The organism is Rhodopirellula baltica SH 1 (assembly GCF_000196115.1).
GTDB classification, from domain to species: domain Bacteria; phylum Planctomycetota; class Planctomycetia; order Pirellulales; family Pirellulaceae; genus Rhodopirellula; species Rhodopirellula baltica.
The window spans coordinates 2,076,599-2,092,800 of the sequence record NC_005027.1 but is presented as its reverse complement, the minus strand read 5'-3'; the positions used below and the strand labels follow the sequence as shown (position 1 = coordinate 2,092,800).

Here is a 16,202-nt window from a genome sequence, read left to right as displayed (position 1 = left end):
CAAACGCGAAAAATTGTCACGGTCACTAAGTGTGACCTAGAGTAAGACATGAAATCTACGTCTCCTGATAATCGTTTGCTTTCCGAAGGTCTCGTTCCGAAAGCGTCTCGCAAACCTGCCAAGCCCAATTGGATTGGCAGGTTGCTGATCTTCACCGCACTGTCGATCGGTTCGATCGCTGGTTGCATTGTGTTGCTTCGCAATACCGTGCACATGGTCAGTGCTCCGGCTTCCAAGGTGCAGCCGGTCCAAGCCACCAAGACATCGCGTGGCGTTGAAAACGACAAAGAGTTTCGTGCTCGCAAACAGCGAAACGAAATCTTTTTGGCCGAAGCGATGCAGGAAGACGCCGCATTCATCCGCGATCGTCAACGTCGCATTTGGATTGAACAAACAAAACAGGTTCCCGATCACCGCGACGCGTACGCTCAATGGAAAACGCAAGTCGAACGATTGGAGAACAAGGTCGCCGAAAGCGCCAAGCAACGAGGCTACTACGACGAAGAAGGCAACGTGGTCCCAGAGTCGATTCTTTGGCATCAGCAACAACGCCTTGAAAAGCTTCGCGAAGATTCACCGAACAGCTACTGAGAAGCTGTTTCGACTTCTGACGCAAAACGCAACCGCGGCCGATCCCACATCGGTCGCGGTTTTCGTTTGTCGGTAGAGAAGTCTTTCCCGATCGTTCTTGAGACGATGAGTGCCGAATCAGCGTCCGATCGATTCCAATCGCACGCCCCATACCGGATCCGCTTGGATGGCAGTCATTCCATGCTGCCGAGCGTCGATGCCGTCGCGTTTCCACAACAAGTATTGGGCAACGTCGCTGACTCGCGGCACGACAATCGAATGAGGCCAGTCGGCCTCACCAACACCAAAGTGAGCTTGGCCGGGCAGTACCGTGATCACACGCTGATCGTTACAGCATTCATTCAGTCGTTCGGTCAACCCATCGTGATTCACGCGGTCGGCGGCCAGCAGGGAAAGTCCTAGCTCGCGCACTCGAACACCGGGGGTGTTCCAAATGTTTTCGCACAGCTCGTTGACCAGTTCGGATCGATGATGAGTCAGTGCGATGCCCAAGCAGGTCTCGCGTGACCATCCGTATGGATTGCGGCGAATGGTCGAGTCGATCAAGCGTCCGACAACCCGTTCCGATGCCGTGCAATTGTCGATCGAGTTGGTGCACGTCGCCATCAATTTGGTTTGCAGCTGTTTTGCCGCGGGAACATAGCGAATTCCGCAGTCGGGAACCTGAATTCCTAGCAAGCATGACCAGTCTTTATCGCCGCCTTTTGCATCACTTAATGAGGCAGCGGCGTTCCAGTGCCAATCGGGGCCCGCCGTTAAAGCAACCAACTGAAATTGGCGAATCGCATCATTGTCATCGCCAGCACGCTGTGAAAATTGTTGCCACCAAAGTTCCAGTTCACGGTTGAAAGCGTCACTGGAATCTCCCCACGGTGAAGGAGTCAATGCTGCGACGGAGCGTTGATGGCAAGCCAAGCGAATTCGTTCGATCAATTGATCCGCAAGTTGGCGGGTGTCCAACGAAAACGAGACCCGCAGTCCTCGCAAGCGACAGAGAATCGCATCACAGGTCGCAACGTCGCCGTTGGAGGCTTTCGAATACAAGCGATCGGCGGTCAGCCGACGAATCACCGCGGAATCAGATTCCAGTCGTGACACGTTGCGATCGATGCGTGCCAGTTCAGATTCGGGCAAACACGCAGCCGTTTTGAAATAGCTGGCTTCGTCAATACTCGCGTCGATTGACGGTGGGCTGGGTTGTTCTGCAACAGTGGTGGTGGCCGTTGTCGAGAACGCCATGCAAGCCGATGCCGCAATCAGTTGTCGCAGTTTGCGGCGTCGAGCGAACTTTGGCGAACTAGGCAAACGTTTGACTCAGCTAGCGAAGGATGCTGACGTCGAGTATTCCGGCGAGCATCAAAGTTGTGTAGTTCAACTCTAGTTTCGTCCATCAACGCGGACCAATGATTTTGCATCGAGTTGTCCCCGCGACCTCGATCACGATGCCCGGTAAACTGCCCAACCGTTGCAACCGGTCTGCCGTTTGGCTGCGTCTTTGTCCCTCCCTCGTCTGGTCCCGCTCATGCAAATTCTCTGCTTCGAAGATTCTCGCGTGGAACAGCTCTGTCCGATCGTCCATGCGCGGCCCGCGTACGCGATCACTTGCGCCAGTTTTCGATTGTTGGATTGGTTGAAGACACTTGCGAGCGAATGCGGCACGGGAACGAAGGCGTGTCAGATTCAAGGACTGATTCGCGAGTATTTGCTGCCAATCCAAGAAGCCGACCACGGATTGCAGGCTCCAGCGACGGAAATGCCGTCCGATGAAGACGTGTTGCTGGTCAACGCGAGATTGGTGCCTTCGGTGCAGACCTACGAGACGTTGAAACAGTTGTTGAAGGCCGGCGAAACCGCTTCGGTGATCGGCAAAGACAACGGCGTCGACACCGAGTTGTTGGCGGCGTTCATCACGGCGGCTGACGTCGCCAAACTGAATGGTTCTGCTGCGTCCGATGCAGATCAGACTCCGATGGCACGAATGGAAGAATTGGCTCGAAAGAATATTAGTCCGCGTTTCAATCTGAAAGCGTTTCAATGGCCGCACGAAGTTGTGTCGTCGCACATGGACGCGATGAACGATTCAGTCAACTACCGCATCGAACACGGTGATTACACGCAGCGAGAAGACGGTGTCTTTGTTCGACCGGGAGTGTCGATTGGTGAGTATGGTTCGATCCACACTTCGGGTGGTGCGATCGTATTGGAAGAAGACGTTCGAGTCGGCCCGTTTTGTTTCTTGGAAGGTCCACTGCACGCGGGACACAGCACGCGAGTGATCGAGCACTCGGCGATCAAAGACGGCGTGTCACTCGGTCACACGGTGAAGATCGGTGGCGAAGTCGAGGCGTCGGTGATTGAGGCATACACGAACAAGCAGCACCACGGATTCTTGGGACACAGCTATTTGGGAAGCTGGATCAACCTTGGTGCGGGAACCTGCAACAGCGACTTGAAGAACACGTACGGAAAGATCAATATCGAATACGGCGATCGCAAGATGGCGACCGGCATGCAGTTTTTGGGCTGCGTGATGGGCGACTATTCCAAGTCCGCCATCAACACGGGCATCTTCACCGGTAAAGTGATCGGCGTTTGCAGCATGTTGTATGGATTCGTTACCAGCAACGTGCCCAGCTATGTCAACTACGCCCGCTTGTTCGGTCAGACTTCTTTGTTGCCACCAGATGTGATGATCAACACTCAAGCCCGGATGTTTGCACGTCGAAAAGTCGAACAACGCCAGTGCGACATGGATCTGATTCAAGCGATGTACGATCGGACCGAGTCCGAACGCGAGACGTCGGATCAACTCGCACTTTAGAGCAACGGGAAATCAGATCGCAACCAAACCGTGATTTGCCTGAATAGCAAAACGCAGGCAATTCACTCTATCGGCGCCGGCAGGTCGCGATCGACTAGCTTGACTTCCGTTAGTTGGACCGTCCGAGTTAGAGGTTGCGCAGGTATTCCAGGCTCTGCTGCAATTCCATGATGGCGGTTTCAGGACGCATCTCGGGGCGACCGACGACGAAGGGGCCACGGTAAGGGATGTCTTCTAGACGCCCCAACATCGATGGGAAGTCCGCGGTGCCCTCGCCAACCGGGACAGACACACCGCGACCGGCGGCCAGATCCAGCACACCGTCAACCGCATGGACGATCGAAATTCGCGACGCGAGCGCGTTGATCGCATCGTCGACTCGAAAGCGGTTGATGATCAATTGCCCAGGGTTGAGAGCGACCGGAACAAAGGTGTCCGGGATCGCATCCAGCAACGCGGCCAAGTCTTGTCCTGATTCGGTTCCCGTTTCCGCCGCCAGGAAACAGCCGACTTTGGCGCCGTAGCGGCCCAAGTCATCCATCACTTCTCGAAGTGTTTCCCACCGAGACGCCTCGCTGCCTTTGGCACCCTGCCCCGCGATGGCTTTGCCGATACGCGAGGATGCGATCGAATTGGCAAGTTCAGCGGCCAGGTCGGCTGGCAAGTCATTGCTCCAATCCGCGTCGTCTGACTCGCTGGACGAACCCAGCAACAGCGAACTGCCCGCTTTCTTGACCGCTTGATCAATGTTTTGCGGGCGTGGAGGAACCGTTCCGATTTGATTGATGATCAGCGGGGCGCCGAGACGGTATGCCGTCTTCATCGCGTTCTTTGTCGCATCGACCCGCTCGTCCAAATGGTCCGTCACGTCGTACCCAAACCTGGTTTGAAACCGGATGGATGCAATCCGCAAATTCAAATCATCCAGGATTTTCCGCAAGGTCCGAACCCCAGTGTCCGACAATTCAGATACGGGTACGTGGGTTCGACCACATAATTCGACACTTCGAACACCCATCGACGCTGCGATGGTCAATGATTTACGTAGAGCGGTGGCCGAGGCACCGGTCCCCGGGATGGCGTCCATTCGGACGGCAAGTTTCAATTCAGCCAATCTGTTCGTTCTCCGATGCAGGCAGCCAGGTCATGGTGGGACGCTTGATCCAACTCGACCCTTCACGATACGCCTTCCGGTCGAGAACATCGAGCGGGGGCAATGTGTTTCACGCCCGGCAGGGTCTCGCTTTCGCGGGTTCCGCCACCGGCAGCGAATCAGTCGGAGTCCGGTTGAGCCTCGTCTTGCGAGCGATTTGTTGCTGCATCGTCGCGTTTTGGATGATACTGGGCAGCTTATTTGTGTCCGCGATCGCTGAAGAACCGACACGTTATGAAAAACTGCGACGAGAGCGAATCCCTCGCGAATCTTTGATCGATCGCAGCAGTGTGGAATCAACTCGTGGGCCGGCGGGCCTGCGGCGGTTTCGCTGGGATTTCTCCCGGGCATCGGACAAGGATTTTGGTGGATGGCCGGACAACTGGTTGCGATACGACGGTCCGGGGTACCCCAATTACGTCGGCATCCGCATCGAAGCCCGCGACCCGAAGCTCGAGGAGGTCGTATTGCCGATGGACACCGCGGCATTGAAGCCTTGGCGGAGGCTGCGTCAGCTTTATCCCAACATGTCACCTTTGCCGCCGTCGCTCGCGGACATTTTGGTCGATCGTTGTCTGAGCATTCATCTGGATGGTGGACTGGCTCGAGTCGAGTCACCGTCGCTGCCCGCCAATCCAACGTTCCAGTATCAATTCAGTGTGGATGTTCGCACCCAAGGTCTGGTGCACGATCACGTCTACGCCCAAATCGTGTTTGAAGATGCATCCGGCAATGAGCTGGGCATCCGAGAAACCGAGCACGTGACGAAGAGCACCGATTGGACGACGTTGACGTTGACCGATCTGCTACCGCCGCGTCGCGCCGATCGCATGTATGTGCGGCTGATGGTTGTTGGTGGCGAGGATGGACTGGAAGACATCACCGGGCACGTTGGTTTTGACAACGTGATGTTTCGTCAGTACCCACAACTCAAAGTTGCGACGGACAAATCGTTGGGTGTCTATCTGCCTAGTGAAACCGTCGTTGTCAGAAGCGAAATGTTAGGGCTGTCCAACGAGCACACTCGATTGCGTTTGCGTTTATACGACCAACACAACAAAACGCTGGGGACATTCACGCGGGCGATCGATCCAGTCGAGGAAGCCGCACGTTTGCAGGCGGAAGAGGACAATTCCAAAGCCGAAAAGGATGCCGGTGAACCGAAAGAGACGGCCCAGGAAGCAAAACGATTGAATCTGAAGGGTGTCGTACCGAAGCAGCAGATCGCTGGCTTGGACGATTCAAGTTCGCTGCACTATCGATGGGACCTCAACGATTTGCGTCCCGGTTTCTATCGGGTCGCCGCGTCGATGGAGAACGATCGTGGAGCATCGCTCGCCAACGAGACGTCGTTCATCGTTCTTGGGAGGATCACCAACGACCCGTCGGAATTTGGTGATCCAAATGAAACGAAGGAATCCATCCTTGGTCTGCCATCACTGGCCACATTCCAGTCGGAATCCGATGTCATTGACCCGACCCCGTTTGGGTGGACATTGCCAAAATCACTGATGGAGCGGCACCGAACGGGCAAACTTTCCGAACGGGAGCTCGCCCGATGGATGCAGCTGATCGGAATCGGGTGGTCGAAGTTGCCAGTCTGGTTTGGGCCGGACCAACCCGATCATGCCGATGCGGCGGCCCTGCTTGCATTCCGATTGCGCGACCGCGGAATCCAACCGATTGGTTTGCTCGATCAACCACCGGAAGATCGACTTCACGCCTACCAGCTGAGAGACAAGAACGACACGCGCGTTGCAAGTTTGCTTCGTGACCAGTCGGCGTGGCGTCCGGAGTTGGAACCGTTGATGAACCGCATGACGATGCGGATTCGGCTATGGCAATTGGGTGCCGACGACGATCACAGTTTCATGGGCCAATCGAACATCGAGTCCACGTTGGAAGGCATCTCAACGGGGCTGCAAGGTTTCGGCCAACCCATCCAAACCATGATCGCTTGGTCTTGGGTTGATACGCCGCCGGCAACCGCGGGTGACAGCTGGCGTGGATTGCATCGCTATTCCAAGTCGCCGCTAACCGCTGCGGAAATGGACGCGATGTTGGACCGCGAAATTCAGGAACGTGAGAAAGCGGTTGTCGCTGGATTGGTTGCATCGGCGAGACCTCCGGAAACTTGGCTGACCATCAATCCCGTATCGCGAAAGAAATATGATCTGAATTCGCGAATCACGGACTTGGTCCTCCGCATGGCAGCGACACGAGGTCATGACGTGGCGGCGGCATTCTTGAGCGATCCGATGAATGAAGAAGCGGCGGTGTTGACCAGCGACGGACGGCCGGACGAGTTGTTGTTGCCATTCCGAACCGCCAGTCTGCTGCTGGGGCACCGCAACAACGCCGGCTCGCTGCGAATGAAGAACGGCAGCGACAACATCATTTTTCGAGGCGACAAAGAATCTGTTTTGATGGTTTGGGCGAACACACCCACAATCGAGCACATGTACTTGGGCGAGAACGTTTACGAAGTGGATGTGTGGGGACGTCGCACCCCGCTGAATTTGGTTGAACACGAAGGTCGACGCGTCCAGCAAATCTCAGTCGGACGCGTGCCAAAGTTTTTGGTCGGAATCGACCAATCTCTCGCTGATTTTCGGATGTCAGTCCGCTTGGATCGCACCCGAATCGATGCGTTGTTGGGGCTGCAACAACCGCTCGGCGTTCAATTTCGCAATCCGATCAACCAATCTTTGGCTGGTGAAATGGCCATCGTGCCGCCGGATTCTTGGCGTTTGGACGAGGCGAAGAAGCCATGGAATTTGCTGCCGAAGGAATCAACGAAAGTCGATTTTGGCGTGACGCTGGAGAACAATGCGACGATTGGTGCGTATCAACTCCCGCTCGATTTCGCGTTCGAAACGATGCCGCCGACGGTCATTCGGGTTCACCGAACGATCAGCATTGGGCCCGAAGGTTTCGATATTCGCGTCACAACGCGGCTGATCGACGATGGGCAGGACGGTCGTCTGCGAGTGAAAATTGAGATGGTCAACCACACCAATCGATTGACGAACTTTGATTGTTTGTTGTTCGCCGGGCGAGATCGCCAGTACGAACGTCGCGTGTTGGTGTTGCCACCACGAGACACTGTTTCGCGGAACATCGATTGGCCCAACGGCAAAGATTTGCTCGGCACCCGAATGTGGTTGCGTGCGATCGAGCAAGACGGGAACCGAGTGATCAATCACTCCTTTGAAGCCAAACCCTGATCTATAGAAGTTGTCGCTCAATTGAGGCGGAATCGCCGAAACGACCGCTATAGATTCGACGAAAGTCAGAGGGCACGGTTAGAATAGAGGGTCCCGCAGAACTTCCCACCTTTCTCGTTCGAGTTGAGTTTCATGCAGTCATCTTGGCAAACGTTGCAACGTCGCAATTTCTTTTGTGGTCTTGGTGCATCGCTCGGTTCGTTAGCGCTGACGTCGCAATTGGCCGCCGACAGTGTCAACGCAAAGGGATCTGATTCCGCTGCGTCGCCGCTGGCACCCAAGAAGCCGATGATTCCGCCGAAGGCCAAAGCGGTCATCATGCTCTTCATGGAAGGCGGCCCCGGGCAGATGGACACATTTGATCCAAAGCCTGAACTTGATCGATTGCATGTGACTGAATCGAAACGCACCGAGGGATTGGCCACCGGCAAACGTTTCTATGTCGGCAGCCCATTCAAAACTCGAAAGGTTGGCCAGTCCGGATTGGACATGTGTGACCAATTTGTTCACTTGGCCCAGCCCGAAGTTGCCGATGAGTTGTGCGTCTATCGTGGCTGTCAGGCTGAATCTTTGAATCACCCCGAAGCTTTGTTGCACATGAACACGGGTAGCCGCTTGGGTGGCGACCCTGCCGTTGGTGCTTGGGCGACTTATGGGTTGGGCAGCGAAAACCAAAACCTACCTGGCTTTGTCGTGATGACAGAACTCGCGATGCCACAGGCCGGCAGTGCGAACTGGTCCAACGGATTTCTGCCGGCTTATTATCAAGGCACAACGCTTCGTGCGCAAGGTTCGCCGATTTTGGATTTGAAGCCAGGTGATTACCGAACGCGTCAACATCAACGTCGGATGCTCGATGAGTTGGCGGCGCTGAACAAAGATCATTTGAACGCCAGTTCGTTGGAACAGCATCCCAACGCGGGTGAGTTGGCCGCGCGGATGGAGAGCTATGAACTTGCCTTCCGGATGCAAACGTCTGTTCCCAATTTGATTGATTTGAAAACCGAACCACAGCACGTTCTGGATTCATACGGCGTCGATGATCCTGAGACGGCAGCTTTCGGCAAGCAATGTTTGATGGCTCGTCGCATGGTCGAAGAGGGTGTGCGATTCGTCCAGATCTTCTCGGGCGGATGGGACAGCCACGACTACCTGGAACGCGGTCACGCAGCTCGAATCAAAAGTGTTGACAAACCGATTGCCGCTTTGATCAAAGATTTGAAGCAACGCGGGATGCTCGATGACACGTTGGTTGTTTGGACCGGCGAATTTGGGCGAACACCTGACAACAACTATCGCGGCGGTGTGACCGCGTTGGGACGTGACCACAACATCGATGCGATGACGATGTGGTTCGCTGGTGGCGGAACACGTCGTGGTTCAATCGTCGGCGCGACCGATGAGATCGGTGCGAAAGCGGTCGAGTGTGTCCACCCGATTCGCGACGTGCACGTGACGATGCTTCACTTGCTCGGTTTGGACGACAACAAGCTGACCTACTTCCACGGCGGACGTTACAAGCAGCTGTCTCAATTCGGTGGCGAAGTGATTCCCGAACTGATTGCCTGACCGTTCAATCCAGTTCGCCGTATCGCGACGCCTTTGTTGACGTTGGTCTCTTGGCGGGCGAGTGCGATCAATGCAAGCTACAATGGCTGGAAAACATTCTGTGTTTTCCAGCCATTTTTCATGTGATGAGATCTAGTGAACGACCCTGATTCGCCATCATCGTTGGATTCCGTTTTGGCGGAAATCCTGGTGCGTGAAGAGAATGGTGAGCGGCCGGATCCGCACGAGTACTTGGAAAAGCACCCCGATCACGCGGAAGAGTTGAGGGACTTCTTTCGCAACCACCGTTGGCTCGGAAGCGAAGATGCGGAGCCCGCCACATTGGTCGGGCAGACGATCGGCGAATTCCGAATCATTCGCGAAGTCGCTCGCGGGGGCATGGGTGTCGTCTACGAAGCTCAGCAGGATTCGCTTCGGCGTGTTGTTGCGATCAAGCTGATCGGTGACGGCGTTCTCGCTAATGACGAGGTGCGGTTGCGTTTCCGTGTCGAAGCGGAGGCGGCGGCTTCGTTGTCGCATCCCAACATCTTGCCGATTCACAGTATCGGATGCTGGCGTGGGATCGACTACTTCGTGATGCCGATGGTCTCGGGGGATTCGTTGCAGTCGTTGGTCGATCAACAGCGCGAGGGTTGCCGCGATGGTTCAATGGCCACCGCGGAAGTGAAAGAGTGCGTCATGAAAGCCGTCGCATTCATGCGAGACATTTCTCGCGGAGTTGCCTACGCACACTCTCGCGGCATCATTCACCGGGATTTAAAACCCGAAAATGTTCTCATCGATGATGGCGTCCCGAAGATTGTGGACTTCGGTTTGGCAAAGTTTCACCGCGATGCGCCGGAGCTAACTCGCAACGGACAGGTCCTCGGCACGCCTCATTACATGAGCCCGGAGCAAGCTCGCGGTTGTGGCGATTTGACGGATGCGGTTGACGTGTATGCGCTCGGCGGGATGTTGTTTTCCATGTTGACCGGATCGCCACCCCATAGTGGTGAATCCACCGCGGAAGTGCTTTCGCGAGTGTTATCGGATGAACCGCCTTCGCTTCGGTTGGCGTATCCCGGTGGGATGCCGCGACTGCCCGAATTGGCCGATTTGGATCACGTCATCCAGCGAGCGATGGCATGCGAACCAACGGAGCGATATCGATCCGCGGACGAACTGGCCGATGACTTGGATCGAATCCTGGTTGGTGAAACGCCGCTCGCTGCTCCGGATGGTTTGGTCCATCGGATGTCGCGAGAGTTGGCTCGTGATCAACACTTGCACGCGTTTCAAAACTGGGGACGTGCTCTGCGAGGAATCGGGTATGTGGTTCTGGCCGCTCACATCGCGATGTTCGTGATCATGCAATGGGTATATGTCGATACGCCGAGTGATCTGGCCGCATGGAGCCAGCCCGCTTTCTGGGGCTACTTCGTTCCACGCCTGTTGATGTTGGCAGGAATCGCTTGGGTGATCGGAAGAGCACGTGATGGATTGTGGCTTCCGCGAATTTCAGCGGAGCGTCCCGTTTGGTCCATTTGGCTCGGTTACTTGGTCGCTTTGTCCAGCATCAATCTGCTTTGGATCAGCGGCAACCTCGATCATTCCGGAGTGATGGTGATGGCGTGCGTGATGAGCGGGTTTGCCTTCATCGCGATCGCGGGTCACATGTGGGGCGGCAGCGCGCTTCTCGGGATGGGTTTTATCGGAATGGCATTCGCCTCGGTTGCGATTCCGGTCGCCGCGCCGTTGTTCCTGGGCGGTTGGTGGATGGTCACGATGCTGGTGTTCTCCAAACGCTATCGCCGAATGGAATAGCACCACCATCGACGGCATTGAAACAATCAGAGCCGCCTTGCACGTGACGTGGGATCGCTGGACTCAGGGACCGTCGCCGACCAGGACTGCGGAAGGGGCCGTCGCATGTGAGACCGTCAACACCCGCACTTCGTCATCAAAGATTTGATGAACGACACGGTATGAATTGACCTGAATCTCGGACACATCTTCCCGGCCAAACTCGGGAACGATCGAGCCGGCGTCAGGGTATTCGAGAAGACGTTCGGTTTGCTCAACGATACGTTCGAAGATCAAATCCGCGAACTTGTCGCTGTCTCGTCCGATGTAGTCTCGAATCGCCAACAGATCCGATACGGCGTATTCGGTCCAACTAACTTGCATTGCGAGCCTGGTTCCATTGTTCGCGTACGGTGTCAGTGCCGACCAACCGAGATGATTCTGCGGTGGCCAGACCGGATTCGATCTTTTGGCGAATGTACAAGCGGTAGAGGACCTCATCCCAGCTTGCGCCATCGGGCAGACTGTCAATGGTGTCGCGAGCCGCAAACTTTGCGGAGGTGTTCAGTGTTTCGTTCATTGGAGTCTCCTTTGTCCCCCCATGTTAGCGGTTTCGCTCCATTTGTGTATGCCCCAATAAGGGAATTCCCGTAAAAGAATTGCAATTGTCGCAAGAGGCAATTTGAAGGAAACGCCGTTTTGCGCACTATTTGCGTGTTTTGCAAGGGTTTTCCCGATCAGGAAAGCCTTGGGCACTGGGAGAACTTTTTTTGGAAAGCTTGTTCGGCGATGGAAGCTGGCACCATCGTCTGAGCAATCTGGTCGCCGATCGCTTTCGCGCCTCATCGTTAGGCATAATCAGTGGGCACACTGAATGAAAGTCTGAGCGACATGCCTCTCGAGCGTGTCGGCGGATGATAGGAGGACTTGATCCGTGCGGGTAGTCCGTTTCATGGACATCTACGAATCGCACATTTTTGCTCTGGGCGAGTCAACGGTTTCGTAGGAGCTGTTTGCCAAGGAAGGAGATCATTTGATCCGCGGTCTTCTTGTGGTAGTCTCCGAGATTGTGTTTGGTGTTCTCGACGATCACGACCTGGTGCGAAATATCGTGTGATCGAAACGTTTCTGCAAGCAATGCAAACGCGTCGGGGCGGTCGCTGTCTCCGTTGATCAGCAACGCGGCGTAACCATTCTTACGAAGTGTGTCGGCGTTCTCTTTCACGGCTGGAAGCAGAGGGCTTTTTTCAGGTTCGCCACGGAACGCCAACGCTCCGCCCCAGCTGCCCGCGGCACAAAACAAGTCGGGATGCAGCAGCGATAGTCGAACCGAACCGGCTCCGCCCATTGAGAAACCCGCGATGACTCGCGATTGCGCGTCAGCTCGGGTGGGATAAGTCGAGTCGATCAATGGGATCAACTCGTCGACGATCATCGACTCCACTTCACCTCGGTAGCCGCTCATTCCGCCGTTGGGACAAACACAAATCGCTGGCGGCATCGTTTTGTCTTGAATGCCTTTGGCAATCAGCGATGCGAAACCAGCGGCGTCTGATCGTTCATTTCCGCCAGCACCATGCAGGAAATAGACGACGGGATAACGAGTGTCAGCATCAACGGAAAATCCCGGCGGCGTCCAAACGACATATCCCACCTCATGTCCCAGCGTTTCGCTTTTGAGAACCTTGTGTTCCAAACCGGGGAAGTTTGGAATGTCCGAATTGACCCAGGTGATCGGTTTGCGAGTTCGCTGAGCGAAGGCTGGAACCGTGATGACGGACATGCTGACGAGACAGAACAAAACTGACATCAATACGCGCTGTGACAATGATCTCATCGGGCTCTACTTGGAGAGGATCTGGCGAGGTGACTTCCCGCAGAATAACACACCAGGCTGGGGCGAAACGGATCGAAGATTCGAATGCGTGGTGACTCAATCCTCGCTATCAACGTCGTGTGACTCGTCACAATCGCGTTTTGCTTGCCGCAACACCGTCTCAACGCAGCAGTTTGTCTCGCGTCGCGTCAACCACTTGCTTCGGGATCGTGTGGCCGTCATTGAACGGCATCCAATTCACGTTCGCATCGTGACGAAGCAGCGCGCCTAGCATTTCTTTTGCATCAAAAAACGGTAGGACTTGATCAAAGCGTCCATGGGCTAGCAGCACGTCCGGTCTGACTTTATCAGGCAGTTCGGATTTGAATTCCAACCAAGCGGGTGAGTAAAGGAACAGATCGTCGATCGGCAACCCAGGATCTTTCGCGAGAAGGCTCGCCAAGGTGGCTCCTTGTGAGAATCCGCCCACAGCAATCTTGGCGTCTTGGTTGGAGTCATGCAGTTCCTCGATCAGGGCGATGATTTGCTTGGTGGAACTTTCCCAGTGTGCGTCTTCAGTGGCCCATGCGAATCCGCCATCGGGCACGGAGATGGGGGCTTCTGGATAGACTTGGCATTGTTGTTCCACGCCGATGTATTCGCCAAGTGGAATCAGGTCTTCCTGCGAAGCTCCATATCCGTGCAGCATCACGACGATCTGTTTTGCGTCCGCTAATGGCTGGCCGACGAATTGAACTTTGAGGCCACCCCAAGGTTCAGGTGTCGGTTCCGGTTCGACTGGCGATGGTGATTGGTTGGTTGCAGACGTTTGGAGCTGCGTTGCTGGATCCGTGCATCCCATAATCAACAGCGTTAGGAATAGGAAGCGTTTCATCGTTTGTCCTGAAAAGACTGGTAAGGCCATGAAAGATCACGAAGGCATTGAACTGGTGGCATGCTCTTCGTCGCCGAAAGCTTCAGCCAGGACATGAAGCGGATCCTCACCGGATTCGATCGTCGATTCGGCATGTTCGCCAACGATTCTTTTGACCCGCCGAATCTGCAACCAATTTTGACAGGAGTATGCGGCAACGCCGGCCGCTAAAACAATGATGAACGGCCACGATTGAAGACCAGCCCGATTCCAAGTCAAAAGCGCCACCCCGGCTGCCCCCAACGCCAAGGTTGCTGAATTCTTGTTGAGCCGATCGATCATCCGGTCTGCGACCAATTGATCATCTCCTTGATGGATCACTTGATGTTCATCGTAGTCGAGCGAAAAAGACAGCCGCAGTGCATCGCCAAGTGAGATTTGTTGATCGGTTTGGCCCAAACGGCTCTGTTCGAAGCGATGGAAAGTTTCTCGTAGCGAGTTAGATCTTCGGATTCGCCGATATGACCAGTGTCCCAGCAATGCGGCGACCAAGATCCACGGGAGGTAGATGCTTGAAGAAGCAATGCCTTGGATTGCAAAGGCCGAGCAAGTTGCAGCGAGCACACCGAGCCCGATTGTGAAGCGAACTCGTTTGCGCAGCAATTGTTGAACGAGAAGTTTCATGCCCGGTTTGTTCAGAACCTGGTGCTGCTCGTAGGTGAGCGGGAACTGCTTGAGTACACGGACCAATTCAGCTCGCGACGCAACTTCCAAATTGATTGAATCTTCACTCATGTCATTGATTCGGTGATGACGTTGAACTCATTTTCCGTCGGCGACCATGGTTTTCATCCACTGAATGTTTTGCTCAACTGTTTGCAGATGTTCGGGTGTCGATCGGATGCGCAGCGTGTCAAGGTAGACCTTCATGTCGCTCTCGTACTGTGCCGGTGACTCGGGCGTTCGGCCGCGATCGTTGGTCTGTGTCATCCATTGATTCAGCTTTTCTCGCAATGCAAACAAGGTCGATTGGTGTTCCGGATCGGTGGCCAAATTGTGCAGTTCGTGTGGGTCGCTGTCCAAGTCGTACAGCTCTTCTTTTGGACGAACGTTGCGAAAAAGTAGCGACTGGTTTTCATCCAGCGTGCCGGCCTCGTGGCATTCGCGAAGAGCGATCAGGATTGCCTTCGCATCCTTGTACGCACATGGTTGCAAGTACGGTCGATCGGACAGGAAGTTGCGAATGTACTTGAACCGATCTGTTCGAACCGACCGAATGTGATCGACGGTTTCGTCGCATCGATCGCGAGCGGCGAACACCGCGTCTCGAGTCTGGTAATTGGCTGCGAGAATGTCGCGGGCTTGCATCGATTCGGGAATCTCAATTCCTGCTGCGGCCAATGACAGGGCAGCGATGTCGATGTGTTCAACAAGGTCATCTCGGACGGTACCGGGCTCGATGCCAGGGCCGTTAAGAACCAACGGTACATGCAGGCCTTCGTCGTACAAGAACTGCTTCCCTCGTCCATGACTGATGCCATGGTCGGTCATGAACAATATCAGTGTGTTGTCCCGGACGCCTTGTTCTTCCAGTTTGGCGACCACTTCACCGACCATCGCATCAGTCATACGAACAGAATCCAGGTATGCGGCCCAATCGCGAAGGATGATGGCGTGATCGGGATAGTACGGTGGCAAAACGACCGATTCGATCGGCGTCGATTGTCCAAATCGCGATCGTGCGGAATTGGCAACTTTGTCCCAACCTTTCGCATCTTTGCCGCGTAGTTTGCCGCCCTGCGTTTGAATTTGTGCGAAGAACGGCTGCCCGGGCTTTCGGTCGCTCCAATCGGCCGAATCATAGATGGACTTGTCCCATTCGAAGTTGTAGTCCGTTTTGCCCAGTCCTCCCTTGATGGGCCATCCGGTGATCGACGTGTGATATCCCGCGTCCTGGAACAATTTCGGAACCATCGTGACGCCTGCGGGCAGATCGATTTTCTCGGTGCCTCTTCCGCTGCGATGGTGATGTGCCCCGATGGTCGTTTGATACATGCCGGTGATGAAGGCGGAGCGACATGTGGAGCAGACGGGCGCGGTCACATAAGCGTGATTGAACTGCACGCCCTGTTTGGCCAACGCATCGACGTTGGGTGTCTCGATTGCGGTTTCGCCGTAGCAAGAGAAGTTGGCGGACATGTCGTCCGGAATGATCCAGACGATATTGGGGCGATCGTCGGCGGATGCTTGGTTCAGCCAACAGGTTGCGAGTGCAGCCAGGAACGCCAGTCGTAGCGTAGCAGCGAGTTTCATAGGGTGGGCTTGGGGCAGATACAGGACAGCGGGTGGCAGGGGATGACTCTCCGATG

At 55.2% G+C, this 16,202-nt stretch carries 13 protein-coding genes; 5 read left to right on the top strand and 8 right to left on the bottom strand.

Annotated features, from left to right (window positions below):
* Nucleotides 1–48: 48 nt before the first annotated feature.
* Complete coding sequence (locus RB_RS07980; protein ID WP_011119697.1) at nucleotides 49–591, top strand: hypothetical protein; 543 nt, start codon at nucleotides 49–51, stop codon at nucleotides 589–591.
* A 117-nt stretch (nucleotides 592–708) separates the two neighbouring features.
* Here RB_RS07980 and RB_RS07975 read toward each other — a convergent pair whose 3' ends face one another.
* Complete coding sequence (locus RB_RS07975; RefSeq protein WP_011119696.1) at nucleotides 709–1,896, bottom strand: hypothetical protein; 1,188 nt, start codon at nucleotides 1,894–1,896, stop codon at nucleotides 709–711.
* 217 nt (nucleotides 1,897–2,113) lie between these two features.
* On the opposite strand from RB_RS07975, the gene RB_RS07970 reads away from it, so the two are divergent.
* Nucleotides 2,114–3,412: a GlmU family protein gene (locus RB_RS07970; RefSeq protein ID WP_164921696.1), complete on the top strand. Its 1,299-nt coding sequence runs from the start codon at nucleotides 2,114–2,116 to the stop codon at nucleotides 3,410–3,412.
* Between the two features lie 127 nt (nucleotides 3,413–3,539).
* Here the strand turns inward: RB_RS07970 and RB_RS07965 are convergent, their stop codons facing one another.
* Complete coding sequence (locus RB_RS07965) at nucleotides 3,540–4,526, bottom strand: sugar phosphate isomerase/epimerase family protein (protein WP_011119693.1); 987 nt, start codon at nucleotides 4,524–4,526, stop codon at nucleotides 3,540–3,542.
* Between the two features lie 104 nt (nucleotides 4,527–4,630).
* Here RB_RS07965 and RB_RS07960 point away from each other — a divergent pair, with 104 nt between their 5' ends.
* The 3 genes from RB_RS07960 to RB_RS07950 all read left to right on the top strand — a co-directional run bounded on the left by RB_RS07960 (nucleotide 4,631) and on the right by RB_RS07950 (nucleotide 11,164).
* The gene (locus RB_RS07960; RefSeq protein WP_164921695.1) at nucleotides 4,631–7,792 is read left to right on the top strand and encodes a hypothetical protein; all 3,162 of its coding nucleotides are present in this window, start codon (nucleotides 4,631–4,633) and stop codon (nucleotides 7,790–7,792) included.
* Between the two features lie 132 nt (nucleotides 7,793–7,924).
* Entirely contained in the window at nucleotides 7,925–9,361 is a 1,437-nt protein-coding gene (locus RB_RS07955; protein ID WP_164921694.1) for a DUF1501 domain-containing protein, read from the top strand.
* Nucleotides 9,362–9,496: 135 nt separating this feature from the next.
* The gene (locus RB_RS07950) at nucleotides 9,497–11,164 is read left to right on the top strand and encodes a serine/threonine-protein kinase (RefSeq protein ID WP_011119689.1); all 1,668 of its coding nucleotides are present in this window, start codon (nucleotides 9,497–9,499) and stop codon (nucleotides 11,162–11,164) included.
* A 63-nt stretch (nucleotides 11,165–11,227) separates the two neighbouring features.
* Here RB_RS07950 and RB_RS07945 read toward each other — a convergent pair whose 3' ends face one another.
* The 6 genes from RB_RS07945 to RB_RS07920 all read right to left on the bottom strand — a co-directional run bounded on the left by RB_RS07945 (nucleotide 11,228) and on the right by RB_RS07920 (nucleotide 16,146).
* Nucleotides 11,228–11,527, bottom strand: coding sequence for a type II toxin-antitoxin system RelE/ParE family toxin (locus RB_RS07945; protein WP_164921693.1), 300 nt, complete (start codon nucleotides 11,525–11,527; stop codon nucleotides 11,228–11,230).
* Complete coding sequence (locus RB_RS07940) at nucleotides 11,517–11,723, bottom strand: hypothetical protein (protein ID WP_007326358.1); 207 nt, start codon at nucleotides 11,721–11,723, stop codon at nucleotides 11,517–11,519. Before RB_RS07940 ends, RB_RS07945 begins: the two co-directional genes overlap by 11 nt.
* A gap of 411 nt (nucleotides 11,724–12,134) precedes the next feature.
* Nucleotides 12,135–12,953 (bottom strand): alpha/beta hydrolase, encoded by an 819-nt coding sequence (locus RB_RS07935; RefSeq protein ID WP_231846320.1) that lies wholly within the window; start codon nucleotides 12,951–12,953, stop codon nucleotides 12,135–12,137.
* A 187-nt stretch (nucleotides 12,954–13,140) separates the two neighbouring features.
* Entirely contained in the window at nucleotides 13,141–13,854 is a 714-nt protein-coding gene (locus tag RB_RS07930) for an alpha/beta hydrolase (protein ID WP_231846319.1), read from the bottom strand.
* A 36-nt stretch (nucleotides 13,855–13,890) separates the two neighbouring features.
* Nucleotides 13,891–14,628 (bottom strand): hypothetical protein, encoded by a 738-nt coding sequence (locus tag RB_RS07925; RefSeq protein ID WP_164921692.1) that lies wholly within the window; start codon nucleotides 14,626–14,628, stop codon nucleotides 13,891–13,893.
* Nucleotides 14,629–14,655: 27 nt separating this feature from the next.
* A complete protein-coding gene (locus tag RB_RS07920) occupies nucleotides 14,656–16,146 on the bottom strand; it encodes a sulfatase family protein (protein WP_164921691.1) in 1,491 nt (496 codons plus the stop codon).
* Nucleotides 16,147–16,202 lie beyond the last annotated feature (56 nt).

Bases quoted from the DNA above. Each gene is read 5' to 3' on its own strand.
- RB_RS07945 (WP_164921693.1), bottom strand. From the start codon at position 11,527: ATGCAAGTTAGTTGGACCGAATACGCCGTATCGGATCTGTTGGCGATT.
- RB_RS07935 (WP_231846320.1), bottom strand. From the start codon at position 12,953: ATGTCAGTTTTGTTCTGTCTCGTCAGCATGTCCGTCATCACGGTTCCA.
- RB_RS07980 (WP_011119697.1), top strand. From the start codon at position 49: ATGAAATCTACGTCTCCTGATAATCGTTTGCTTTCCGAAGGTCTCGTT.
- RB_RS07940 (WP_007326358.1), bottom strand. From the start codon at position 11,723: ATGAACGAAACACTGAACACCTCCGCAAAGTTTGCGGCTCGCGACACC.
- RB_RS07970 (WP_164921696.1), top strand. From the start codon at position 2,114: ATGCAAATTCTCTGCTTCGAAGATTCTCGCGTGGAACAGCTCTGTCCG.
- RB_RS07955 (WP_164921694.1), top strand. From the start codon at position 7,925: ATGCAGTCATCTTGGCAAACGTTGCAACGTCGCAATTTCTTTTGTGGT.
- RB_RS07920 (WP_164921691.1), bottom strand. From the start codon at position 16,146: ATGAAACTCGCTGCTACGCTACGACTGGCGTTCCTGGCTGCACTCGCA.
- RB_RS07925 (WP_164921692.1), bottom strand. From the start codon at position 14,628: ATGAGTGAAGATTCAATCAATTTGGAAGTTGCGTCGCGAGCTGAATTG.
- RB_RS07930 (WP_231846319.1), bottom strand. From the start codon at position 13,854: ATGAAACGCTTCCTATTCCTAACGCTGTTGATTATGGGATGCACGGAT.